This window comes from Nocardioides oleivorans (assembly GCF_004137255.1).
GTDB classification, from domain to species: Bacteria; Actinomycetota; Actinomycetes; order Propionibacteriales; family Nocardioidaceae; genus Nocardioides; species Nocardioides oleivorans.
Genome location: NZ_SDWT01000001.1, coordinates 2985164 through 3006510, shown reverse-complemented (window position 1 = coordinate 3006510; position 21347 = coordinate 2985164). Strand labels below are relative to the sequence as shown.

Sequence of the window (21347 nt, the reverse complement as noted above, 5' to 3'; positions counted from 1 at the left end):
TCAGGCGGGGCTCAGGCGGGGCTCAGGCGGGTCGGATGCGCGCGGATGTCTCCTCGCGGGCCCACGCGTCGGCCGCGAGGACGTCGTCCACGGTCAGGTGCTCCGACGAGCGTACGTCGTGGGCGGCAAGGACGGCGGCAACCGTGGGGATGATGTCGACGAACCGGAGGCGTCCGGTCCGGAACGCCTCGACGCACTCCTCGTTGGCGGCGTTGTAGACGGCAGGCGCGGTGCCGCCCTGCTCCCCCGCCGTGCGGGCCAGCGAGACGGCCGGGAACGCCTCGTCGTCGAGCGGGAAGAAGTCCCACGAGCGGGCCTTCGACCAGTCGTAGGCCGGCGCCGAGTCGGGCACGCGGTCGGGCCACGACAGGCCGAGCGCGATCGGGATCATCATCGTCGGAGGGCTCGCCTGGAGGACCGTCGAGCCGTCGGTGAACTCCACCATCGAGTGCACGTCGCTGGTCGGGTGGACCACGACCTCGATCCGGTCGAAGGGGATGTCGAAGAGCAGGTGCGCCTCGATCACCTCGAGGCCCTTGTTGACCAGGGTCGCGGAGTTGATGGTGATCACCGGCCCCATCGACCACGTCGGGTGCCGGAGCGCCTCCTCGACGGTGACGTCGGCGAGGTCGTCGCGGGTGCGCCCCCGGAACGGTCCGCCGGACGCGGTCAGCACGAGGCGGCGTACCTCTGCATGCGTCCCGGCGCGCAGGCACTGCGCCAGCGCGGAGTGCTCGGAGTCCACGGGCACGACCTGGCCCGGCTTGGCCCGTCCGGTGACCAGCGAGCCGCCCATGATCAGCGACTCCTTGTTGGCCAGGGCCAGCGTGTTGCCGGCGTCGAGCGCGGCCAGCGTCGGGCGCAGGCCGACGGCTCCGGTGATGCCGTTGAGCACGACGTCGCACTCGCGGCCGGCGGCCTCGGTGGAGGCCTCCTCGCCCAGTCCGGAGAAGGCCGGCGCGAACTCGGCGACCTGCGCCTCGAACAGCTCGGGGCTGGACCCGCCGGCGGTCAACCCCACGACCCGGAACCGGTCGGGGTTGGCTCGCACCAGGTCGAGGGCCTGGGTGCCGATCGACCCGGTCGAGCCGAGGATGACGATGTCGCGGACGCTCACCCGAGCAGTCTCTCAGGTGCCCCCGCCACGGCTATGGCGCGTCGAACGACCAGAAGGTCAGGCCGCCGACCTCGACGAGCGTGGCTCCCTGCGGTGGCGTCGGCCTGTGGTCGTCCGACGCGCCGAGGGCGGCCAGCACCGTCAGCTCGTCACCGGCGTGCCGCGCCAGGACCGTGTCGCCGGGTACGTCGACGGTGCCGGCCGGGTCGGTGCGGCCGGCCCGCATCGCGACGTCCCACGGGATGTCCTCGCCGTCCGCGCTGAACACGACGCCGTCCGCGCCGGTGCGGACGACGACCTTGCCCTCGGCGCCCGCCGAGTCGTCGTGCTGCACCACGGCGCCGACGCGGGCGGCGGCGAGCACCACGACGGCACCCTCCTGTCGCGGGACCATCCCGAGGGCGACCTGGTCGCCGAGCCCGACGCCGAAGGCCCGCAGCACCCCGGCGCACGCGGCGACCTCGGTGAGCAGCCAGGCGAAGGTGTGGTCGACGCCGTCGAGCGACAGCGCGACCTCGTCGGCGCGCCCGCGGACGACGTGGATGTCGAGCGCGTCGTAGCAGGCGTTGAGGGTGCCCGGGTCGTCGTCCGCGGGCGCCCTGAACCAGGTGGGCGCAGCCATCGCCGCGATCAGCCGAGCCCGTTCTCGACCGTGTTCGCCGGCTTCGACGGCGTGCGCAGCCAGACCTCGAAGAAGCCGGACAGGTCCTGGCCGCTCACCCGCGAGGCCATCGACTCGAACTGGTCGGTCGAGCCGTTGCCGCCCTTCTGCTCGGCGATCCAGGTGCGCAGGATCTTCCAGAAGACGTCGTCACCCACGCGGTTGCGCAGCGCCTGCAGTGCCATCGAGCCACGGCCGTAGACCGCAGAGTCGAAGACCTTCTCGGCGCCCGGGTCGCTGACGACGACCTTCCAGAGGTCGTTCGAGGCGGCGACGTTGCCGTAGTAGCTGCGCAGCGTCGCGTCGGCCGAGCGACCGCCGTGGGTCTCCGCCCAGCGCCACTCCATGAAGCTCGCGAAGCCCTCGTTGAGCCAGATGTCGCTCCAGTGGTGGACCGCGATGTCGTCGCCGAACCACTGGTGCGCGAGCTCGTGGACGACGAGGCTGGTGTAGCTGCCGCCCACGGCCGGGTAGGTGGGGCGCGTCTGGTTCTCGAGCGCGAAGCCGGGGTTGAGCCCGGTGGTGAGGCCGCCGACGACGGAGAACGGGTAGTCGCCGAGGTCCTTCTCGAGGGCGCTGATCACGGTCGGGGTCTTCTTCATGAGCCGCATGCTGGAGGCCTGGTCGGCGTCGCTGAGCTGCTGGGAGACCGCGACCAGCCACGGGAGCCCGCGGTGCGTGCCCTTGGCGATGGTGAAGTCGCCGGCGGCGAAGAACGCGAGGTAGGGCACCATCGGCTCGTCGGCCTTCCAGTGCCACGTGGTCCCCTGCTTGCCCGTCGTACGGCCCTTGAGCTTGCCGTTGGAGATCACCTCACGGCCCTTCGGCACGGTGACCCTCACGTCGACGATCGCCTTGTCGAGGGGGTGGTCGTTGGACGGGAACCACCACGGCGCCATGTGCGGCTCGTTCATCGCGACGACCTCGGACGAGCTCGCCAGCCAGTTCTTCTCGCCGGCGTAGGAGTACTTCGCCGGGTGGTCGTCGTAGGTCACCACGACGGCGTGCTTCGTGCCCGCCGCGAGCGGTTCCCGCGGCGTGATCCGCAGCTCGTGGCCGCCGTCGCTCTTGTCGAACTTCGCCTTCTCGCCGTCGACGGTCACCTTCGAGACCTTCAGGAGGAAGTCGAGCGAGAAGCTCGAGAGGTCCTGCGTCGCGGTCAGCCGCACCTTGGTGCTCCCGCTGAGCCGCTTGGACGCCAGCGCGTAGTGGTTGTCGATGCGGTACGACGACACGTCGATGCCGCCGTTGCCGTCGAGCGGCCAGTAGGGATCCCCGATCCCCGAGGCTCCGTCGACCGGGGCAGAGGCGGGGACCTCCGCGGTGGCGCTCGCGCCGGCGAGGCCGACGGCGAGGGTGGCGCTCAGGGCGCCGGCGAGCAGGGTCCGAGAGATGGCAGGTGTGGTCACGTCCCCGAACCTAGCCGTTATTCGCGTGCGACAGCCCGCGGGGTGCGCCAGACTGGGCGCCGTACTCCCGGGCCGCGATCCGCGCCGCCCGCCCGTGAAAGGAGCCGTGACATGTCCATCACTGTCCTCGGCCTGCCCGCCGACCACCTTTCACACCACCGGAGTCACCGTGTCCCACAACTTTCCGGAGGACTTCCTCCGTCCTGACGACCGTTCGCCCGTCGAGGGCATCGACGAGTCGTTCGTCTTCACCTACGACACCTACGCCGACGAGCTCGGCGAGGATCAGCGCTGGTCCCGCTGGGAGGACCTCGAGGCCCTGATGAGGGGCCCCGAGCCGCGCCCCGACTGGGTCGTGACCTCCAGCGGCGCCGTCGACACCGAGCTCGGCGTCCTCAAGACCGGCAAGGAGGCCGACGTCTTCCTCCTCGAGCGCGCCGATCCGCACCGGCCCGACTCGGCCGTCGTGATGGCGGCCAAGCGCTACCGCGACACCGACCACCGCACCTTCCACCGGGCCGCCGCCTACACCGAGGGCCGCTCGATGAAGCGCTCGCGCGACGAGCGCGCCCTCAAGCGGAAGTCGACCTGGGGCCGCCAGGTCGCCGCCGGCGAGTGGGCGATCTCGGAGTGGAACGCGCTGCGTCGCTGCTGGGAGCTCGGGCTCCCGGTGCCCTACCCGGTCCAGATCGACGAGACCGAGATCCTCATGGAGTGGATCACCGTCACGGTCGACGGCGAGCTCGAGACGGCACCGCGCGTGGCGCAGGTCCGGCCCGAGCGATCCGTGGTCGAGGGCTACTACGACCAGCTCCGCGAAGCGCTCGCCACGCTCGTCCAGGCCGGGATCGTGCACGGGGACCTGTCGCCCTACAACACCCTGGCGGCCGGCGACCGGCTGGTCATCATCGACCTGCCGCAGGTGGTCGACCTCGTCGGCAACCCGCGCGGCATGGACTTCCTGCTGCGCGACTGCGCCAACATGTGCGCGTGGTTCCGCTCGCGGGGGCTCGAGACCGACGAGCAGGAGCTCTTCGGGGACCTGATGGCCCACGCGTTCTGAAGCCCCGCTCGGCCGTGAGTCTCCTGGAGACTCACGGCCCAGCGGCGCTCACCGGTCGCGCGAGCGCAGCACCGCGACGCCGGCGCCCTCGAGGTCGTCGTAGGCCACCGGGCGGCCGGCGATCGCGAGCGCCAAGGCCTCGGCCGCGCCGCGGACCGGCTCGCCGTGGCCGTGCGACCAGCCGGAGTCGGTCGCCTCGAGCCTGAGTCCTGCCGTGCGCCCAGTGCCGACGAACCCGCGCTCGGCCGGCCGGGTGAGGAGGAAGTCGAGCACCGGGTCCCAGTCCTCCGGTGGCGGGCCGACCTCGAGGCCCAGCGGCCGGGCCGCGTCGCGCAGGTGGATCGCCGTGTCGACCATCGGTCCGTAGGGCCCGACGACGGGTGCCTTCAACCGCTCCCCGGCCCGGTCGCGCAGTGCCGTCACGAGCTCGCCCGTGGGCCGCTGTGCGTCCTCGCGTGCGGTGGCGTCGACCATCCGGGCCAGGTTGCCGCGGTGCTTGACGACCATGCGCAGCAGGGGCACCACCTTGAACCCGCCGTCGGGCGGGACCATGTGGGCGCAGACCTCGCGCACCGTCCAGCCCTCGCACAGGCTCGGCGTGGCCCACTGCTCGGTGGTGAGGCCGGCGAACATCCCGGCCGCCAGCAGCCTGTTGCGCGTGGCCAGTGCATAGACGTGCTCATGGTCCGTCCCGTGGTGGTCCGTCGGCGCCATGGATCCCACTCTCGCAGCCTAGGTTGGGCGGCGTGAAGCACACCCGCGGACGCGTCCTCGACGTCACCTCGCTCGCCGACCTCGACCGACGCCTCGCGGCGGGAGTGCGCTCGCTCGCGGGCTGGCGGGTCGTCGGGCTCGACCTCACCGAGCGCGGCGAGGTGCTGCTGCGGTGCGCGCTGACGCAGTCGCTCTTCCTCGGGTGCTCGTTCGCGGACGGCGAGGACGAGGCGGTACGCCGCGCCGGCGGGCTGGTCCTGCACGAGATCCCCGGGATCCCCGTCGACCCCTACCGCTCGCGGCTCTACTCCCCCACCGACCTCTACGACACCGACCACTACGCCGACAGCCTCGACGCCCGCGCCTACGCCTGGTCGCGCCTGCCCGCCACCGCGGACGCGTCGCTGGCGAAGGCGCTGCACGACCACCACGTCGACACCGCCCTCGCCGACTGGGTCGCCGGCAGGTCGGTCGTCGGCGTGATGGGCGGGCACGCGGTCGAGCGCGGCAGCGAGTCGTACGCCGACGCCGCCCGGCTCGGGCACGCGCTGGGGGCGCGGCTGACGGTCGCCACCGGTGGCGGGCCGGGCGCGATGGAGGCCGCGAACCTCGGTGCGTTCGTCCCGGGTGGCCTCGACACCGTGCTGGCCGGCGTGGCGCGGGTGCCGTCGTTCCGTCCCGACGTCGGGGCGTGGGCACGTGTGGCGCTCGACGAGGTCGCTGCCACGTCGGGCGGTCGTGAGTCGCTCGGCGTCCCGACCTGGCACTACGGCCACGAGCCGCCGAACCCGTTCGCCACGGCGATCGCGAAGTTCTTCCACAACGCCCCACGCGAGGCCGTGCTGCTGGAGCTGTGCGACGCCGGCATCGTGTTCCTGCCCGGCGCCGGCGGGACGGTGCAGGAAGTCTTCCAGGAGGCGTGCGAGAACTACTACGCCGATCCGTCGTCCGTCGCCCCGATGGTGCTCGTCGGACGCCGCCACTGGACCGAGGAGCTGCCGGTCTGGCCCCTCCTGCAGGCCCTCGCCCGCGGTCGGGCGATGGAGGGCCAGGTGCACCTCGTCGACACCGTCGACGAGGCAGTGGCCCTGGTCGGGACGCTCAGCCCGCCTGCCGCCGGCTGACCGTCGCGGGCGCGCTGACGTCGCGGTAGTGCCAGACCAGCAGCTCGTTGACCGCCTGCCAGGTCCGGTCCCGGACGCTCGCGCGAGCAGCCTGCGCCATCCGCCGGCGCAGCACCGGCCGGGTGACGAGCCGTTCGACGTGGGCGACCAGCTCGTCGGCGTCACCGGGCTCGTAGAGGTAGCCCGCGACCGTGTCGTCGACGACGTCGATCGGGCCACCCGCGCGCGGCGCGACCACCGGCACCCCGCTGGCCAGCGCCTCCTGCGCGGACTGGCAGTACGTCTCATGGCGGCCGGTGTGCACGAAGACGTCGAGCGTGGCGTAGGCACGGGCGAGCTCGTCACCGTGGAGCACCCCGAGGAAGGCTGCGTCGGGCAGGAGCGTCCTGAGCCGCTCCTCCTCCGGTCCGCCCCCGACGAGCACCAGGCGCACGCCCGGGAGCCGGTCGACGTGGGCCAGGAGCTCGAGCTCCTTCTCGGGCGCGAGCCTGCCGACGTACCCCACGAGCAGCTCGCCGTTCGGCGCGAGCCGTGCATGGAGGGCCTCGTCGCGCTTGGCCGGCTCGAAGAGCACCTGGTCGACACCGCGCGGCCAGCGGCCAACGGCCGCGACGCCGAGGCGGTCGAGCTGCGCCATGCTGGCGCTCGACGGAGCGAGCGTGCGGTCGACGCCGAGGTGGATCCGGCGGGTGAGCGACTCCATCGCGCGAGCGCCGCCGGGGATGGCGTAGCGGTCGGCGAAGCCGACGAGGTCGGTCTGGTAGATCGCGACGGTCGGGATGCCCAGGGACCGGGCGGCCTTCGCGGCCTGGTAGCCCAGCGTGGCGGGCGAGGCGATGTGGACGACGTCGGGCCGGAACCGCTCCATCGCGGCGCGGAGGCGGCGACGGGTCTCCAGGCCGATGCGGAAGTCGGCGTAGAACGGCAGGTTCGCCCCGCGGGCGTGGGTGACCGGGAAGCCGGCGTACGTCGCGGGGCCGGTCGGGGCGATCAGCTCGGCCTCGTGCCCCTCGGCCGCGAGGTGCTCGAGGACCCGGCGCACCGAGTTGGTGACACCGTTGACCTGGGGAAGGAACGACTCGGTGACGACCAGCACGCGCAGCCGGGGCGCACTGGCGACGCGGGTCTGCGGGAGGGTGACGAGGTGTGCCGGAACGGTGCGGCTGCGACGCCGCCTCTCGAGCAGGTCCATGGCACGGACGCTAGGAATCGCGCCGCAACGGACGCACAGGTCCACGCGAAGGACACGTGAACGGTCCCCGACGCTCAGGGAGCGGTGTCGGCACCCGCCAGCAGCTGCTCGCGCAGGATGTCGGCGTGCCCGGCGTGGTGCGCGAGCTCGCGCAGCACCTGCAGCTTGAGCGCCCAGACGGACCGCTCGCCCCGTCCCGTGACCGTCTGCCCGGGGTCGAGGTCGGCCATCGCCCGGCGCGACTCCTCGCACCTCTCGGCGTGCGCAGCGAGCACCGACTCGATCGTGTCGGCCTTCCGGAGCGTGAAGGAGCGGTCCGGGCTGCTCGCGATCCCGGCCTCCTTGGCCGTGCGGCCGCTGACCGCCTGGTCGAACCAGACGCCCTCGACGTAGGTCACGTGCTTGAGCAGGCCGAGCAGGGTGGTCCTCGACGGCACGAGTCGCGCGCGGGCCTGGTCCTCGGTGAGCCCGTCGAGGCTGGCGCGGAGGGCGCTGCGGTACTCCTCGACGAGCTCGTCGACGCGACCGACGAGGTCGTCGGCCCACGCTTCGCGGACCGGCGCAGCCACGCGACTACTCCTTGGCGGCGAGCTGGCCGCAGGCACCGTCGATCTCGCGGCCCCGGGTGTCGCGGACCGTCGTCGGGATGCCCTTGGCCTCCAGCCGGCGGACGAACTCACGCTCGTCGGCCGGGTCGGAGGCCGTCCACTTCGAGCCCTCGATCGGGTTGAGCGGGATGAGGTTCACGTGCACCCAGCCCCAGTCGCCGTACGAGTTGAGCACGTCGGCCAGCAGGTCGGCGCGGTGCGCCTGGTCGTTGATGCCGCGCATCATGGCGTACTCGATCGATACCCGGCGCTTGGTCTTCGAGGCGTAGTTCCACGCCGCCTCGACGGTCTCGGCGACCGAGAAGCGGGTGTTGATCGGGACCAGCTCGTTGCGCAGCTCGTCGTCCGGCGCGTGCAGGCTCAGCGCCAGCGTGACCGGGATGCCCTCGTCGGCGAGCTGGTTGATCCGCGGCACGAGGCCGACGGTCGAGACGGTGATGCCGCGGGCGCTCATGCCGAGGCCGGCGGGCGCGGGGTCGGTCAAGCGGCGTACGGCGCCGATGACGGCCTTGTAGTTGGCGAGGGGCTCGCCCATGCCCATGAACACGACGTTGGACACGCGACCCGGGCCGCCGGGGACATCGCCGCGCGCCATCGACCGGGCGCCGGCGACGACCTGCTCGACGATCTCGGCGGTCGACATGTTGCGCTCGAGACCGCCCATCCCGGTGGCGCAGAAGGGGCAGGCCATGCCGCAGCCGGCCTGGCTCGACACGCAGACCGTGGCCCGGTCGGGGTAGCGCATCAGCACCGACTCCACGAGGGCGCCGTCGAAGAGCTTCCACAGCGTCTTGCGGGTGGTGCCCTTGTCGGCCTCCATCGTGCGCAGCGGCGTCATCAGGTCGGGCAGCAGCGCCTTCACCAGCTCGTCGCGCTGTCCGGCAGGCAGGTCGGTCATCTCGGCCGGGTCGTCGACGAGGCGGCCGAAGTAGTGCGTCGAGAGCTGCTTGGCGCGGAAGCCCGGCAGGCCCATCTCCTCGAGCAGCGCCTTGCGGCCCGCCTCGTCGAGGTCGGCGAGGTGCGCGGGCGGCTTCTTGCGCCCGCGCGGCTCCTTCATGACGAGGGGCAGGGTCTTGATCGGCTCAACGGTCTCGGACATCGTGGAGCGATTCTCCCATCCCGGCGGGTGCCGGGGCGATTCAACGACCGGACCGGCGGGCGGGGCGCACGCTCAGGCGTCGACCATGAAGTAGAGGATCAGCGATGCGACGCCCAGCGTGGCGAGCGCGGTGACGGCCATGCCGACGAACATGAACTGCGCGAAACGGCGCGTCTTGCGCTTCACCAGCATCGTGATCGGCAGCGCCAGCGCGATCAGGACGAGCGGGAACAGGTTGCTCGCCGTCTCGTAGCTGAACAGCAGCCGCAGCACGCCGATGAAGAACCCCGGGACCGCGGTGACGAAGAGCATCCCGGCGAAGAAGCCGGTGATCCCGGCGAACGTGGGGTGGCTGTGGTGCCACCACCCGAGCGGGGAGACCTGCTCCACCTCGTCCTGGCGCATCTCGTCGGTCTCCACGCGACCAGAGTAGGCGCTCGACCGCCCTCCACGAGGTCGGCACGCCCGGCACGGCATTTCCGCGCGCACGGGTGGAAGTGCATGCTCGGCTCAGGTGTCGTGGCGGTGACCAGCAGGCGCATCAGAAGACGAGGTAGTAGAGCACCAGCCAGATCGGGGCGACCGTGGCCAGGAGCGAGTCGAGCCGGTCCATCAGGCCGCCGTGGCCGGGGATGACCTGGCTCATGTCCTTGATGCCGAGGTCGCGCTTCATGACCGACTCGCAGAGGTCGCCGAGGGTGGCCATGGCAGCCGCGATGAGGCCGAGGATCACGCCGACCCACCAGTCGCCGTCGAGGAACGAGGTCACCAGGACGACACCGACCGCGACCGTGGCCACGACGGACCCGGCGAATCCCTCCCACGACTTCTTGGGCGAGATGACCGGCGCCATCGGGTGCTTGCCGAAGAGCACGCCCGCGATGTAGCCACCGGTGTCGGAGGCGACGGTGATGGCGATGAAGGTGATCACGCCGCGCACGCCCGCGTCGTCGGTGCTGAAGCCCAGCGCCGGGGTCGTGCCGCCCTCGCCGAGCAGCAGCGCGACGAAGGAGGCGAGGAACGGGACGTAGACCAGGGTGAAGACGGAGGCGGTGGCGTTCTTGACGTAGCCGTCGACCCCGCGGCGCAGGAGCCACAGCATCACCACCAGGGCCGTGACCGCGGTGGCGGTGACGAGGGCCGGGGCGCCCCAGAAGTAGGCGACGACCACCATCACGACGCCGCCGAGCATCAGCGGCTGCTCGGGGATGTCGACGTCCTTGGCCGACAGGCCGCGGTGCAGCTCCCACACCGCCACGACGACGGCGAGCGCGACGATGCCCATGAAGGCGGTCTTCCAGAAGAAGAGCGACAGCAGGATGGCGCCGATGAGCGCGACGGCCGAGCCGATGGCGGCAGGCAGGTCTCGGCCCGCACGGCCGTGGTCCTTATGCTGGGGGGCCTCGGGCGCCGGCGGGCTGTCAGGGGTCGTCATGGAGAGGGCTCAGACCTCGAGCAGCTCGGCTTCCTTGTGCTTGACCAGCTCGTCGATCTTGTCGGTGTGGGTCTTGGTCATGGCGTCGAGACGCTTCTCCGCGCCGGTGACGTCGTCCTTGCCGACCTCGCCGTCCTTCTCGAGCTTCTCCAGCGCCTGCTTGGCCGTACGGCGCACGTTGCGCACCGAGACGCGGCCGTCCTCGGCCTTGCCCTTGGCGAGCTTGATGTACTCCTTGCGGCGCTCCTCGGTCAGCTCGGGGAAGACGCAGCGCAGCACCTTGCCGTCGTTGGCCGGGTTGACGCCCAGGTCGGAGTCGCGGATCGCGCGCTCGATCGAGCCCATCGCGCCGACGTCGAACGGCGCGATCAGGATCGTGCGCGCGTCCTGCGAGGTGAAGCTCGCCAGCTGCTGGAGCGGGGTCTGGGTACCGTAGTACTCGGCCGTGATCTTGGAGAACATGGCCGGGTTGGCCCGGCCCGCGCGGATCGCGGCGAACTCCTCACGGGTCGCCTCGACCGACTTGTTCATCTTCGAGTCGGCATCGTTCAGGACGTCGTTGATCACGGGTCTGCTCTCTTTCGTGGAGCTCGATGAGCTGGTCGTGCAGGTGTGGGGAGGTCAGCCGTCGCGGCTGACCAGCGTGCCGATCCTCTCACCTCGGACGATGCGCAGGATCGCGCCCTCGTCCTCGGCGCCGAAGACGATCAGCGGCATGTTGTTCTCCATGCAGAGGGCGAACGCCGTGGCGTCGGCGATCTTGAGCCCCTGCTGGAGCGCGTCGGAGAAGCTCAGGGTGTCGTACTTCGTCGCCGTGGGGTCCTTCTTCGGGTCGGCGCTGTAGACGCCGTCGACTCCCTGCTTGGCCATGAGCACGACCTCGCAGTGGGTCTCCAGCGCGCGCTGCGCGGCGACCGTGTCGGTCGAGAAGAACGGCATTCCGGCGCCCGCACCGAAGATCACCACGCGGCCCTTCTCGAGGTGGCGCATCGCCCGGCGCGGGATGTAGGGCTCGGCGACCTGGCCCATCGCGATGGCCGTCTGCACCCGGGTCTCGATGCCCTCCTTCTCCAGGAAGTCCTGGAGCGCGAGGCAGTTCATGACCGTGCCGAGCATCCCCATGTAGTCGGCGCGGCTGCGGTCCATGCCGCGCTGCTGCATCTCGGCGCCGCGGAAGAAGTTGCCTCCGCCGACGACGATGCTGACGCCGACGCCCTCCCTGACGACCGCGGCGATCTCGCCCGCGACCTTCGACACGACGTCGGGGTCGACGCCGACCTTGCCACCGCCGAACACTTCGCCCGAGAGCTTGATCAGGACACGGTTGTAGGCCGTCACTTGGATCCCTTCACACGGCTGGGTGGGTCATCCGAAACCTACCGGCCGGAGGGGCGTCGGTCGAACCCGGACCACTCCGCCCCGGGTGCTCGGAGCGAAATGCGGCCGGGGCCCGTACGACGATGCGTACGGGCCCCGGTCTGCGTGCGGGTGAGCGGTCGCTCAGGCGCCGACCTCGAAGCGGGCGAAGCGGGTCACGGTGGTGCCGGCGGCGTCCAGGACGGCCTTGACCGACTTCTTGGACTCGGTGACCGACTCCTGCTCGAGCAGGACGATCTCCTTGTAGAAGCCGCCGAGGCGACCCTCGACGATCTTCGCGATGGCCTGCTCGGGCTTGCCCTCCTCGCGGGTCTTCTGCTCGGCGATCGAGCGCTCGGACTCGACGACCTCGGCGGGGACCTCGTCGCGGGTGAGGTACTGGGCCTTCATCGCGGCGATCTGCATCGCGGCGGCGCGGGCGGCGGCCTCGTCACCCTCGAACTCGACGAGCACGCCGACGGCGGGCGGCAGGTCGGCGGCACGCTTGTGCATGTAGGTGACGGTGGTGCCCTCGAAGTAGGCGACCTCGCCCAGCTCGATCTTCTCGCCGATGGTGATGGCGAGGTCCTCGACGACCGCGCCGACGGTCTTGCCGTCGAGCTCGGCGGCCTTGAGGGCCTCGGTGTCGGTGGCCTTCACGGCGTTGGCGACGTCAGCGATCTGCTGCGCCTTCGCGATGAAGTCCTCGTTCTTGGCGACGAAGTCGGTCTCGCTCTTGAGCTCGACCAGTGCGTTGCCCGAGGTGGCGACGAGACCGGCGGCGGTCTCACGCTCGGCGCCGCGCGCGGCGGCCTTGGCGGCACCCTTGACGCGGAGCAGCTCGACAGCCTTGTCGAAGTCGCCCTCGGACTCGGTGAGCGCCTTCTTGCAGTCCATCATCCCGGCCTGGGTCAGGTCGCGGAGCTTCTTGACGTCGGCGGCGGTGAAGTCGGCCATGTCCTTCTTCCTTCGGTTCAGGTGGCCTGGCCGTCCCGTGGGGGCCAGGCGGGCGGTTGTGCAGGGGTGGGACAGCACGGAGCGCCGGCCGCGGGCAGGTGCCCGCGACCGGCGTCACGCGATCAGTCCTTCTTGGTCTCCGCGTTGACGAAGCCGGCGGCCTCGGCGGCCTCCGCGGTGCGGAACCAGACCTCGGCCTTGGTGCGGTCGTACCAGGGGCTGCTCGGGGCGTGGAACTTCATCGAGTCCTTGTTGCCCTTGATCTCGAAGCCCTCGGGAGCCGAGCCGTCCTCGTTGGCGGGAGCGGAGTCCTCGCCGAGCTCGGCGTCGGGCTTCTCCTCGGTCGCGACAGCGGCGAGCGGCTTGATCTCGGCGGGCGCCTCGGTCGCAGCCTCGGCAGCGGCCTCGGCCTGGGGGGCCTCGGACGCAGCACCGGTGGCCTCGGAGGCCGGGGTCTCGGCGGCCGCGTCGCCGGTGGCGGCAGCAGCGGTCTTCTCGGCGTCACCACCGAGGAGCTCGCGCTCCCACTCGGCGAGGGGCTCCTCGGCGCCGACGGCCTCGTCGGTCTCGCCGGCCTTGACACCGGAGCGGGCGATGAGGCCCTCGGCGACGGCGTCGGCGACGACGCGGGTCAGCAGGCCGACCGCGCGGATGGCGTCGTCGTTGCCCGGGATCGGGAAGTCGACGAGGTCGGGGTCGCAGTTGGAGTCCAGGATGCCGATGATCGGGATCCGCAGCTTGCGGGCCTCCTCGACGGCGAGGTGCTCCTTGTTGGTGTCGACGATCCACACGGCCGAAGGAACCTTCGTCATGTCGCGGATGCCGCCGAGGGTCTTGTCGAGCTTGGTGCGCTCCCGCTTCATCTGCAGGAGCTCCTTCTTCGTGCGGTTGGAGCCGGCGACGTCGTCGAAGTCGATCTCGTCGAGCTCCTTGAGGCGGTTGATCCGCTGGTGCACGGTCTGGAAGTTGGTGAGCATGCCGCCGAGCCAGCGCTGGTTGACGTAGGGCATGCCGACGCGGGTCGCCTGCTCGGCGATGGCCTCCTGGGCCTGCTTCTTGGTGCCGACGAACATCACGACACCGCCCTTGGCGACGGTCTCCTTGACGAAGGCGTAGGACCGGTCGATGTAGGCGAGCGACTGCTGCAGGTCGATGATGTAGATGCCGTTGCGCTCGGTCATGATGAAGCGCTTCATCTTCGGGTTCCAGCGACGGGTCTGGTGACCGAAGTGGACGCCGCTCTCGAGCAGCTGGCGCATGGTGACGACTGCCATGGTTTCTCCTGTTGTGGCGGAGCCCCACCCCTCGACGGCACGTGGCCGATGCGCCCGACCTTGCGACAGGTCGGACCGGGAGCGTGACTCCTGTTGTCTTCAGTTGCTGCGCCCGACGGGTGCCGGGCGCCCTGACGCTCGCACGCCGGTCCGATCCGCACCCGCCCCGATGGACCTGGAGCTGGAGGGAACTGAGGACCGACGCCCACGGACGACCGGAACCAGGGATGCATTCCGACGTGGTCTTCGAGCGTGCGAAGTCAGCCCATGAGGGCTGCTCCGCACATCGTAGGCCAGAGACGACCCGCGGGCGAATCGCTGCGAGCGTGGGCTGAGCGTGGGCGACCCGCTCCCGGGCTGCGCCACGAACCGTCCACAGCCGGCCTCCCGCAGCCGTCGTCCACAACCGTGGCCCACGCCGGTCGCGACGGGAGCCCCGGCCCGGCATCCTCGCGTGGTGCGAGCACTCGTCGGAGCCGTCCTGTCCTGCCTCGTCCTGTCCTGCGCGGTCCTGGGCCCGTCCCCCGTCCCTGCAGTTCCCGCCGCGGCCGCGGTCGAGGAGCCGACGGGCGTGTGGCCGCTCGTCCCGGAGCCCGACGTCGTCCGGGGGTTCGAGCCCCCGCCGAGCCCGTACGCGTCCGGCCACCGGGGCGTGGACCTCGCGGGGGTGCCCGGGCAGGCGGTCCGCTCCGCCCTCCCGGGGACGGTCGCCTTCGCCGGGTCGATCGGCGGCAAGCCCGTGGTCACCGTCGCCCACGACGGCCGGCGGACGACCTACGAGCCCGTCGTGGCGTCCGTTGAGGTGGGCCAGGAGGTGGGCGCGGGGACAGTGGTCGGGCGGCTGGTCGTCGCCGACAGCCACTGCTTCCCCGCGGCCTGCCTGCACTGGGGCCTGATCGTGGGGAGCGGCGCCGAGGACGAGTACGCCGACCCGCTCGCGCTGGTCGGCGGTGGCCCGGTCCGGCTGCTGCCACTGTGGCGCGACGACCCGGTGGGCGTCCGGCTGCCGTTGCTCGAGGACTGGACTCCCCCGCTCTCGCGCTGGTCCCGGCAGCTGGACTTCCTCGCCTGACCGCCTCGCCCGACCACCTCGCCCGACCACCGTGCTGGTCAGGCGCGCGGGTGCGCCTGCTGGTAGGCCTTGCGCAGCCGGTCGGTGGTCACGTGGGTGTAGAGCTGGGTCGTCGCGAGCGAGGCGTGCCCCAGGAGCTCCTGCACCGAGCGCAGGTCGGCGCCGCCCTCGAGCAGGTGCGTCGCGGCGGTGTGGCGCAGTCCGTGCGGGCCGATGTCGGGTGCGCCGGGCACGTCGGCGATGCGGCGGTGCACCAGGTCGCGCACCGCACGCTGGTCGATGCGTCGCCCCCGGACGCCGAGGAAGATCGCCGGGCCCGAGCCCTCGACCCGAAGCGCCGGGCGACCGGAGTCGAGCCAGCGGTCGAGCGCGCGTCCGGCCGGGGTGCCGTAGGGCACGGAGCGTTCCTTGCGACCCTTGCCGAGGACCCGGACCACGCGACGCCCGTCGTCGATGTCGTCGATGTCGAGCCCGACGAGCTCGCCGACCCGGATCCCGGTGGCGTAGAGCAGCTCGAGCATCGCGACGTCGCGCAGGCCGACGGGCGTGCCGTCGTCGGCCAGGTCGGCCGCCGAACGGATCAGCGCCTCGGCCTCGTCGGCCCGCAGCACGGGCGGGAGCGTCTTGTGCTTCTTCGGCGACCCCAGGGCGGCACCCGGGTCGGTGGGGATGCGTCCGGTGCGGTGCAGCCAGGCGGTGAAGACCCGGGCGGCCGTCGCGCGGCGCGCGATCGTCGTACGACTGCGGCCGGTCGTCTGCATCTTGGCCAGCCAGCTGCGCAGCGCGCGCAGGTCGAGGTCGGCGACCTCGTCGACGCCGAGCCGTCCGCAGTGGTCGAGGAGGCTCGAGACGTCGCCGAGGTAGGCGCGCACCGTGTGGGGCGCGAGGTCGCGCTCGGAGACCAGGTGCCGCTCGTAGTCGCCCAGCAGCCGGACCATCGGCTCGGGCAGCCCGTCCTCGGGCTCCGTGGACCCCGCACCGCCGGCTGCCTCGCTCACCCGACCGAGCCTAGATGAGCGACTGCCGCCGATCGCGGATGCGAGCGGGGCCCGGGAGTCGGGCCGTCCGGACGGGAAGGCCGTCACGCGTCGGGCAGGAGCCGCCACCCCTCGTCGGTCAGCTGGACGAGCTGCTTCGACCTCAGCCGGCGCAGCGCGCCCTGGGTGGTGCGCAGCGGGAGCCCGCACAACCGCGAGATCGAGTCGACCGGTGCCGGCTCGCTCACCGGCACCCACTCGACGACCTGCCGCTCGGTCGGGGTGAGCTCGTCGCGCGGGCGCACCTCTCCCCGCGGCGGGTCGAGGAGGTGCTCCCCCGCTGCCCCGACCAGCTCGAGGACCTCGGCGCCGTGGGTGACCACGGTGCCGCGACCCTCCCGGAGGAAGTTGTTGACGCCCTTCGAGGTGTAGCTCGTGACCGGGCCGGGCACGCACATCACGCGGCGGTTGAGCCGCTCGGCCCAGCCGGCCGTGTTGAGGGCCCCGCTGCGCAGGGCGGCCTCGACCACCACCGTTCCGGCAGTCATCGCTGCGATCAGCCGGTTGCGGGCGAGGAAGCGTGGCCGCGTCGGTGCGGATCCGGGCGGCTGCTCGGAGATGACGGCGAACTCGGCGGCGAGGTGCTGGAGGAGGAGCCGGTTCTGCGCTGGGTAGACCCTGTCGACGCCGCAGGCCAGCACGGCCGCCGTGACGCCGTCGGCCGACAGCGTCGCGTCGTGCGCCTCGAAGTCGATCCCGAGCGCACCGCCGGACACCACCGGCACACCGGCGAGCGCGAGGTGCTCGCAGACCGCACGCGTCATCTCGACTCCGTAGACCGACGCTGCGCGTGACCCGACCACCGCGACCGACGTGGCGAGCTCGCTGAGCGGCATCGGTCCCCTCACCCACAGGCCGGGAGGCGTGCCACCGAACCCGTCGTCGGTGACGGCGTCGTCGAGCTGGTCGAGCGAGCTCGGCCACTCGGGGTCGCCCGGGACGAGGAAGCGGATGCCGCACCGGGCGGCCTGGTCGAGCTGGCGGACGGGGTCGACCTCGGCCAGCCGCTGCGCCAGCATCTCCCCCGCCTCTCCCGGGGCTGCGGCCAGCGACCTCTCCAGGGCGCGCTCGGCACCCAGCTCGAGGACGAGCGCCGACGTCGTGCCGTCGCCGGGCTCCACGGCGCAGCTCAGGGCGACCCGGGCCAGGCGGGCGGCGTCCGGCACCGGGCTCGCCGTCTCGAGCGGAGGCACCGACCGCAGGTGGGCGGCGCTCATGACGCCACCCGGACGATGCTCGCGGGGAGCGAGCGGGCGGAGTCGTCGGAGCGCAGGGTCAGCGCGATGTCGGCCTCGCGCTGCCCCGGGCGGTCGACGCCTGAGCAGTCGGCCACCGTCCACGCGAGGCGCTGGACGCGAGTCAGTCCACGCCGGGTGAGCCTGCCGGCCGACAGCTCATCGTCGATCAGGTGCTGGCCCTCGGGCTCCAGCGGCCAGTGCTCGGCCAGCACCTGACCGGGGCACGAGGCGTTGAGCAGCCAGGTGCAGTGGCGGTAGCGGCGGGCCTGGCGTTGGCGGGCATCGGCCACGCGCGCCCGCACGTCGGCGGAGGTCTCCGGCCCGGGCCGGAACGACGAGCGACGGGCACCCTGCGGACGCACCTCCATCCAGATGTCGACGCGGTCGAGGATCGGTCCGGTGAGCTTGCGCCGGTAGTGGGCACGCTGGGTCTCGGTGCACTCGCAGCCGCTCCCGGACCGCCCGTGGAAGTTGCCGCACGGGCACGGGTTGGCGGCCAGCACCACGAGCGAGCGCGCCGGGTAGGTCGCGGACTCCTCGCCGCGGGCGATGGTCACCTCTCCCGACTCGAGCGGCTGCCGCATCGCCTCGATCACGTCGGCCCGGAAGTGCGGGAACTCGTCGAGGAACAGCACGCCGTGGTGCGCCAGGCTCACCTGTCCCGGTCGCACCCGCCCGGTGCCCCCGCCGAGCACGCTCGCAGCACTCGCCGAGTGGTGCGGCGCGAACCACGGGGGACGGTGCAGGAGCCCGCTGCCCTCGGGCAGGGTGCCGGCCACGGAGTGGAGCGCGGTCACCTCGAGGGCCTGCTCGGTGGTCAGGTCGGGCAGGATCGACGGGATCCGCTCGGCGAGGGAGGTCTTGCCCGTCCCTCGCGGTCCGATGAGCATCGTCGGATGCCCTCCCGCCGCGGCGACCTCGACGGCGTAGCGGACGTCGTCCAGCCCGTCGAGGTCGGCCAGGTCGAGGTCGGCGAGCCGGTCCTCCCCGCGCCAGGTGGCGAGCGGGCTGGCCGACGGCGCGACCACCGGGTCGGCCTCCGGGACCTCGACGTCGCGGAGCACGGCCGAGACCTGCGCCAGCGAACGGACGCCGAAGACGGTCATGCCCGGCACCAGCGCCGCCTCCGCCGCCTGGGGCTCGGGGACGAAGACCCGGTCGATGCCGTGTGCTGCCGCGGCGATGACCATCGGCAGGACGCCGGGCACCGGGCGGAGCCCACCGGAGACCGACAGCTCGCCGATGAACGCCCACCCGGCCAGGTGGCCGGGCTCGAGGTCGGCCTGCTGCTTGTCGGCCGCCAGCACGGCGACGGCGATCGCCAGGTCGTAGTGGGTGCCTGTCTTGGGGAGGTCGGCCGGCGCGAGGAGGACGGTGACGCGCTTGGTCGCCGGCCAGTGCCCGCAGTCGTTGTTGATCGCCATCCGCACCCGCTCACGCGCCTCGGACAGGCTCTTGTCGACACGCCCGATGATCGTGGTGCCGGGCAGCCCGGGAGACACGTCGACCTGCACGTCGATGACGTGGCCGTCGGCACCCTTGAGCGCCAGGGAGCGTGCCGTCGCGAAGGCCATCAGGAGATCCCCGACGCGTGCTCGATCTCGACCGGTCCGCCGCGTGGGGCGAGCACGCCCACGAGGTCGACCCGGATGTCCTCGGGATGGCAGTCGTGGGCTCGCAGCCACCGCGCTCCGAGCCGTCGGAGCCGGTCGGCCTTGCGCCGGTCGACGCCCTCGAGGGGTGCGCCGTAGGTGGTCGAAGACCGGGTCTTGACCTCGCAGATCACCAGCACCGGGCCGTCGCGGAGCACCAGGTCGATCTCGCCGACGTCGCAGCGCCAGTTGCGGTCGAGCACCACCATGCCGAGGGCGGTCAGGTGGCGGGCGGCGAGCACCTCGCCCCGGCGCCCGAGCCGGCGCTTGTGCTCCGCGGTGGGATCGGGTGGGGAGGATGGTGCGAGGGGTCGGGCCATCGTCGGGTGCCTTCCGGTCGTGCTGTCGGGAGGCACCAGCACACCGCGGCGCACCGACGGCGCCGACCGCACCGACGTACGACCTGTGGAGAACGCCCGGAACGGGTCGCCTGTGGACGACTACTGGCCCGGAAACCCGGCGCTCAGTCCTTGAGCGGGTCGATCTCCTGCGGAGCGAGCTCCTCGACGTTGACGTCCTTGAACGTCAGCACCTTCACGTTCTTCGCGAACCGGGCGGGCCGGTACATGTCCCAGACCCAGGCATCGGTCATCGACACCTCGAAGAACACGTCACCGCTCTCGGAGCGGGCCTTCACGTCGACCTGGTTGCAGAGGTAGAAGCGACGGTCGGTCTCGACGACGTACTTGAAGATGCCGACGACGTCGCGGTACTCGCGATAGAGGGTGAGCTCCATCTCGGTCTCGTACTTCTCGAGATCCTCCGCGCTCATGCGTCCTCCTGCGTGCCGTCGAGCCCAGTGCCGGCTGCGTCTGCGCCGACACTAGTGGCCGGGTCCACCTCGGGCACGGGCTCGAGGCCCGCGGCGCGCCGGACGTTGACGAACCTCATCCGGTGCACCGGCGAGGGACCGTGCTCGGCCAGCGCCGACTCGTGCACGTCGGTGATGTAGCCCTTGTGGGTCCTGAAGTCGTAGGCCGGCCAGTCGTCGTGCATCGCGACCATCAGCCGGTCGCGGGTCACCTTGGCGATCACCGACGCTGCCGCGATGCACGCCGCGACCCGGTCGCCCTTCCACACCGCCAGCCCCGGCACGCCCAGGCCGTCGACGGGGAACCCGTCGGTGAGGACGTACGACGGTCGCGTCCCGAGCCGGGCCACGGCACGCCGCAGCGCCTCGAGGTTGGCGACGTGCATCCCGAGCCGGTCGCACTCCTCGTTGTCGATGACGACGACCGACCACGCCAGCGCGCGGCGCACGACCTGGGCGTAGACGCGCTCGCGCGCCGCCTCGGTGAGGAGCTTGCTGTCGGCGAGGCCCGGCACGATGCCGGCCCTGCCCGGCGGCAGGACGACCGCGCCCGCCACGAGCGGACCTGCGCACGCGCCACGGCCCGCCTCGTCCACACCGGCGATCGGCTCGAGGCCGGCCCGGCGCAGGGCGCGCTCGTAGCCGTAGATCCCGGCGTCGCGGCGCACGGTCACGCCGCCCGGGACGGGGTGGGGCGGGAGGGTCACGACGGGTCCGGGACGTCCTCGAACACGTCCGGGCGGGTGTTCCAGCGGAACCGGTCGGCGGGCCACAGCAGCACGAAGACCTTGCCGACGACCAGGTCGACGGGCACGAACTCGTCGCCCGGCACGCACTCGGTCTCGTCGGGGCGGCACATCTTCTGCGAGGAGTCGGCCGAGCGGGAGCGGTTGTCGCCCATGACGAAGATGTGGCCCTCGGGGATGGGACCGGTCTCCCAGTCCTCGTCGCACCGGCCGTCGGTGGGCATCGGCCCGTCGCACTTGCCGGTGCCGCGGCGCACGAAGGCGGTCTCGTCGATCGCCTTGCCGTTGACCATCAGCCGACCCTGGTCGTCGCAGCACTCGATGGTGTCGCCGGCGACGCCGATGACGCGCTTCACGAGGTGGCCGCCGGTCGGGTACAGCCCGATCTTGGCCATCACCTGCGCGACGGGGTTGGTCGGACCGGCGGAGTCCTCCGGCGGCAGCCAGCCGCCCGGGTCCTTGAACACCACGACGTCGCCGCGCTCGGGCTCGCCGCCGCCCCAGTAGGAGACCTTCTGGATCAGGATGCGGTCGTTGAGGATCAGGCCCGGCTCCATCGACTCCGACGGGATGTAGAAGGCCTGGACGAAGAACGTCTTGATCACGATCGCCAGCACCAGCGCCACGCCGAGCAGCAGGATCGTCTCCTGCCACAGGGGGAGCTGCTTGCGCTTCGGCTTGCCCGCCTTGCGGCCCTTCACGTCGTCGCCGACATGCGAAGACCGCGGTTCCTCGTCCATCGAGAGGGACGAGGAACCGCGGTCATCGGAAGTCACCCGCAG

The 21347-nt window shown here is 72.0% G+C and carries 23 protein-coding genes; 3 read left to right on the top strand and 20 right to left on the bottom strand.

Going from position 1 to position 21347, the window contains the following annotated elements; translation table 11 throughout:
- Positions 1-22 precede the first annotated feature (22 nt).
- The 3 genes from EUA93_RS14415 to EUA93_RS14405 are packed head-to-tail and all read right to left on the bottom strand — an operon-like array spanning position 23 to position 3187.
- The gene (locus EUA93_RS14415; protein ID WP_129400762.1) at positions 23-1117 is read right to left on the bottom strand and encodes a 1-deoxy-D-xylulose-5-phosphate reductoisomerase; all 1095 of its coding nucleotides are present in this window, start codon (positions 1115-1117) and stop codon (positions 23-25) included.
- A gap of 31 nt (positions 1118-1148) precedes the next feature.
- Positions 1149-1739 (bottom strand): AMP-binding protein, encoded by a 591-nt coding sequence (locus tag EUA93_RS14410; RefSeq protein WP_129400761.1) that lies wholly within the window; start codon positions 1737-1739, stop codon positions 1149-1151.
- 8 nt (positions 1740-1747) lie between these two features.
- On the bottom strand, positions 1748-3187 hold the full coding sequence (locus tag EUA93_RS14405; RefSeq protein WP_129400760.1) for a M1 family metallopeptidase: 1440 nt from the start codon (positions 3185-3187) through the stop codon (positions 1748-1750).
- 169 nt (positions 3188-3356) lie between these two features.
- Here EUA93_RS14405 and EUA93_RS14400 point away from each other — a divergent pair, with 169 nt between their 5' ends.
- Positions 3357-4250, top strand: coding sequence for a serine protein kinase RIO (locus EUA93_RS14400; protein WP_242497382.1), 894 nt, complete (start codon positions 3357-3359; stop codon positions 4248-4250).
- A gap of 48 nt (positions 4251-4298) precedes the next feature.
- Here EUA93_RS14400 and EUA93_RS14395 read toward each other — a convergent pair whose 3' ends face one another.
- Positions 4299-4964 (bottom strand): maleylpyruvate isomerase family mycothiol-dependent enzyme, encoded by a 666-nt coding sequence (locus EUA93_RS14395; RefSeq protein ID WP_129400758.1) that lies wholly within the window; start codon positions 4962-4964, stop codon positions 4299-4301.
- Between the two features lie 32 nt (positions 4965-4996).
- On the opposite strand from EUA93_RS14395, the gene EUA93_RS14390 reads away from it, so the two are divergent.
- Positions 4997-6088: an LOG family protein gene (locus tag EUA93_RS14390; RefSeq protein ID WP_129400757.1), complete on the top strand. Its 1092-nt coding sequence runs from the start codon at positions 4997-4999 to the stop codon at positions 6086-6088.
- On the opposite strand, the gene EUA93_RS14385 is transcribed toward EUA93_RS14390, so the two are convergent.
- From EUA93_RS14385 to rpsB, 9 genes are all read right to left on the bottom strand, one after another.
- The gene (locus EUA93_RS14385) at positions 6066-7280 is read right to left on the bottom strand and encodes a glycosyltransferase family 4 protein (protein WP_129400756.1); all 1215 of its coding nucleotides are present in this window, start codon (positions 7278-7280) and stop codon (positions 6066-6068) included. The two genes, EUA93_RS14390 and EUA93_RS14385, sit on opposite strands and share 23 nt — an antisense overlap.
- 74 nt (positions 7281-7354) lie before the next feature.
- A complete protein-coding gene (locus EUA93_RS14380; protein ID WP_129400755.1) occupies positions 7355-7849 on the bottom strand; it encodes a mycothiol transferase in 495 nt (164 codons plus the stop codon).
- Between the two features lie 4 nt (positions 7850-7853).
- Positions 7854-8987 (bottom strand): dual-specificity RNA methyltransferase RlmN, encoded by a 1134-nt coding sequence (gene rlmN, locus EUA93_RS14375; RefSeq protein WP_129400754.1) that lies wholly within the window; start codon positions 8985-8987, stop codon positions 7854-7856.
- A 72-nt stretch (positions 8988-9059) separates the two neighbouring features.
- Positions 9060-9407 carry a hypothetical protein gene (locus EUA93_RS14370; protein WP_242497381.1) on the bottom strand — a complete coding sequence of 116 codons (348 nt, stop codon included), beginning with the start codon at positions 9405-9407 and terminating at the stop codon, positions 9060-9062.
- A gap of 121 nt (positions 9408-9528) precedes the next feature.
- A complete protein-coding gene (locus tag EUA93_RS14365; protein WP_129400753.1) occupies positions 9529-10422 on the bottom strand; it encodes a phosphatidate cytidylyltransferase in 894 nt (297 codons plus the stop codon).
- A 9-nt stretch (positions 10423-10431) separates the two neighbouring features.
- The gene (gene frr, locus EUA93_RS14360) at positions 10432-10986 is read right to left on the bottom strand and encodes a ribosome recycling factor (RefSeq protein ID WP_207208786.1); all 555 of its coding nucleotides are present in this window, start codon (positions 10984-10986) and stop codon (positions 10432-10434) included.
- 57 nt (positions 10987-11043) lie between these two features.
- Positions 11044-11760 (bottom strand): UMP kinase, encoded by a 717-nt coding sequence (pyrH, locus tag EUA93_RS14355; RefSeq protein ID WP_129400751.1) that lies wholly within the window; start codon positions 11758-11760, stop codon positions 11044-11046.
- A 162-nt stretch (positions 11761-11922) separates the two neighbouring features.
- Entirely contained in the window at positions 11923-12735 is an 813-nt protein-coding gene (gene tsf / locus EUA93_RS14350) for a translation elongation factor Ts (RefSeq protein WP_129400750.1), read from the bottom strand.
- Between the two features lie 122 nt (positions 12736-12857).
- The gene (rpsB, locus tag EUA93_RS14345; RefSeq protein ID WP_242497380.1) at positions 12858-14009 is read right to left on the bottom strand and encodes a 30S ribosomal protein S2, sunset domain variant; all 1152 of its coding nucleotides are present in this window, start codon (positions 14007-14009) and stop codon (positions 12858-12860) included.
- A 457-nt stretch (positions 14010-14466) separates the two neighbouring features.
- Between rpsB and EUA93_RS14340 the strand changes: the two genes are divergently transcribed.
- Entirely contained in the window at positions 14467-15081 is a 615-nt protein-coding gene (locus tag EUA93_RS14340; RefSeq protein WP_242497379.1) for a M23 family metallopeptidase, read from the top strand.
- A 38-nt stretch (positions 15082-15119) separates the two neighbouring features.
- Here EUA93_RS14340 and EUA93_RS14335 read toward each other — a convergent pair whose 3' ends face one another.
- The 7 genes from EUA93_RS14335 to lepB all read right to left on the bottom strand — a co-directional run bounded on the left by EUA93_RS14335 (position 15120) and on the right by lepB (position 21341).
- Positions 15120-16019 (bottom strand): tyrosine recombinase XerC, encoded by a 900-nt coding sequence (locus EUA93_RS14335; protein ID WP_129401259.1) that lies wholly within the window; start codon positions 16017-16019, stop codon positions 15120-15122.
- 143 nt (positions 16020-16162) lie between these two features.
- A complete protein-coding gene (gene dprA, locus EUA93_RS14330; RefSeq protein WP_129400748.1) occupies positions 16163-17335 on the bottom strand; it encodes a DNA-processing protein DprA in 1173 nt (390 codons plus the stop codon).
- A complete protein-coding gene (locus EUA93_RS14325) occupies positions 17332-18930 on the bottom strand; it encodes a YifB family Mg chelatase-like AAA ATPase (RefSeq protein WP_129400747.1) in 1599 nt (532 codons plus the stop codon). Before EUA93_RS14325 ends, dprA begins: the two co-directional genes overlap by 4 nt.
- The gene (locus tag EUA93_RS14320) at positions 18930-19328 is read right to left on the bottom strand and encodes a YraN family protein (protein ID WP_129400746.1); all 399 of its coding nucleotides are present in this window, start codon (positions 19326-19328) and stop codon (positions 18930-18932) included. Before EUA93_RS14320 ends, EUA93_RS14325 begins: the two co-directional genes overlap by 1 nt.
- 143 nt (positions 19329-19471) lie before the next feature.
- Positions 19472-19780: a DUF2469 domain-containing protein gene (locus tag EUA93_RS14315; RefSeq protein WP_090972010.1), complete on the bottom strand. Its 309-nt coding sequence runs from the start codon at positions 19778-19780 to the stop codon at positions 19472-19474.
- The gene (locus tag EUA93_RS14310) at positions 19777-20493 is read right to left on the bottom strand and encodes a ribonuclease HII (protein ID WP_207208784.1); all 717 of its coding nucleotides are present in this window, start codon (positions 20491-20493) and stop codon (positions 19777-19779) included. Before EUA93_RS14310 ends, EUA93_RS14315 begins: the two co-directional genes overlap by 4 nt.
- A 29-nt stretch (positions 20494-20522) precedes the next feature.
- On the bottom strand, positions 20523-21341 hold the full coding sequence (gene lepB, locus EUA93_RS14305) for a signal peptidase I (RefSeq protein WP_129400744.1): 819 nt from the start codon (positions 21339-21341) through the stop codon (positions 20523-20525).
- Positions 21342-21347 lie beyond the last annotated feature (6 nt).

Coding starts and splice junctions, on each gene's coding strand:
- EUA93_RS14410 (WP_129400761.1), bottom strand. CDS start 1,739: ATGGCTGCGCCCACCTGGTTCAGGGCGCCCGCGGACGACGACCCGGGC.
- EUA93_RS14395 (WP_129400758.1), bottom strand. CDS start 4,964: ATGGCGCCGACGGACCACCACGGGACGGACCATGAGCACGTCTATGCA.
- EUA93_RS14385 (WP_129400756.1), bottom strand. CDS start 7,280: ATGGACCTGCTCGAGAGGCGGCGTCGCAGCCGCACCGTTCCGGCACAC.
- rlmN (WP_129400754.1), bottom strand. CDS start 8,987: ATGTCCGAGACCGTTGAGCCGATCAAGACCCTGCCCCTCGTCATGAAG.
- EUA93_RS14365 (WP_129400753.1), bottom strand. CDS start 10,422: ATGACGACCCCTGACAGCCCGCCGGCGCCCGAGGCCCCCCAGCATAAG.
- tsf (WP_129400750.1), bottom strand. CDS start 12,735: ATGGCCGACTTCACCGCCGCCGACGTCAAGAAGCTCCGCGACCTGACC.
- rpsB (WP_242497380.1), bottom strand. CDS start 14,009: ATGGCAGTCGTCACCATGCGCCAGCTGCTCGAGAGCGGCGTCCACTTC.
- EUA93_RS14335 (WP_129401259.1), bottom strand. CDS start 16,019: ATGGTCCGGCTGCTGGGCGACTACGAGCGGCACCTGGTCTCCGAGCGC.
- dprA (WP_129400748.1), bottom strand. CDS start 17,335: ATGAGCGCCGCCCACCTGCGGTCGGTGCCTCCGCTCGAGACGGCGAGC.
- EUA93_RS14325 (WP_129400747.1), bottom strand. CDS start 18,930: ATGGCCTTCGCGACGGCACGCTCCCTGGCGCTCAAGGGTGCCGACGGC.
- EUA93_RS14320 (WP_129400746.1), bottom strand. CDS start 19,328: ATGGCCCGACCCCTCGCACCATCCTCCCCACCCGATCCCACCGCGGAG.
- EUA93_RS14315 (WP_090972010.1), bottom strand. CDS start 19,780: ATGAGCGCGGAGGATCTCGAGAAGTACGAGACCGAGATGGAGCTCACC.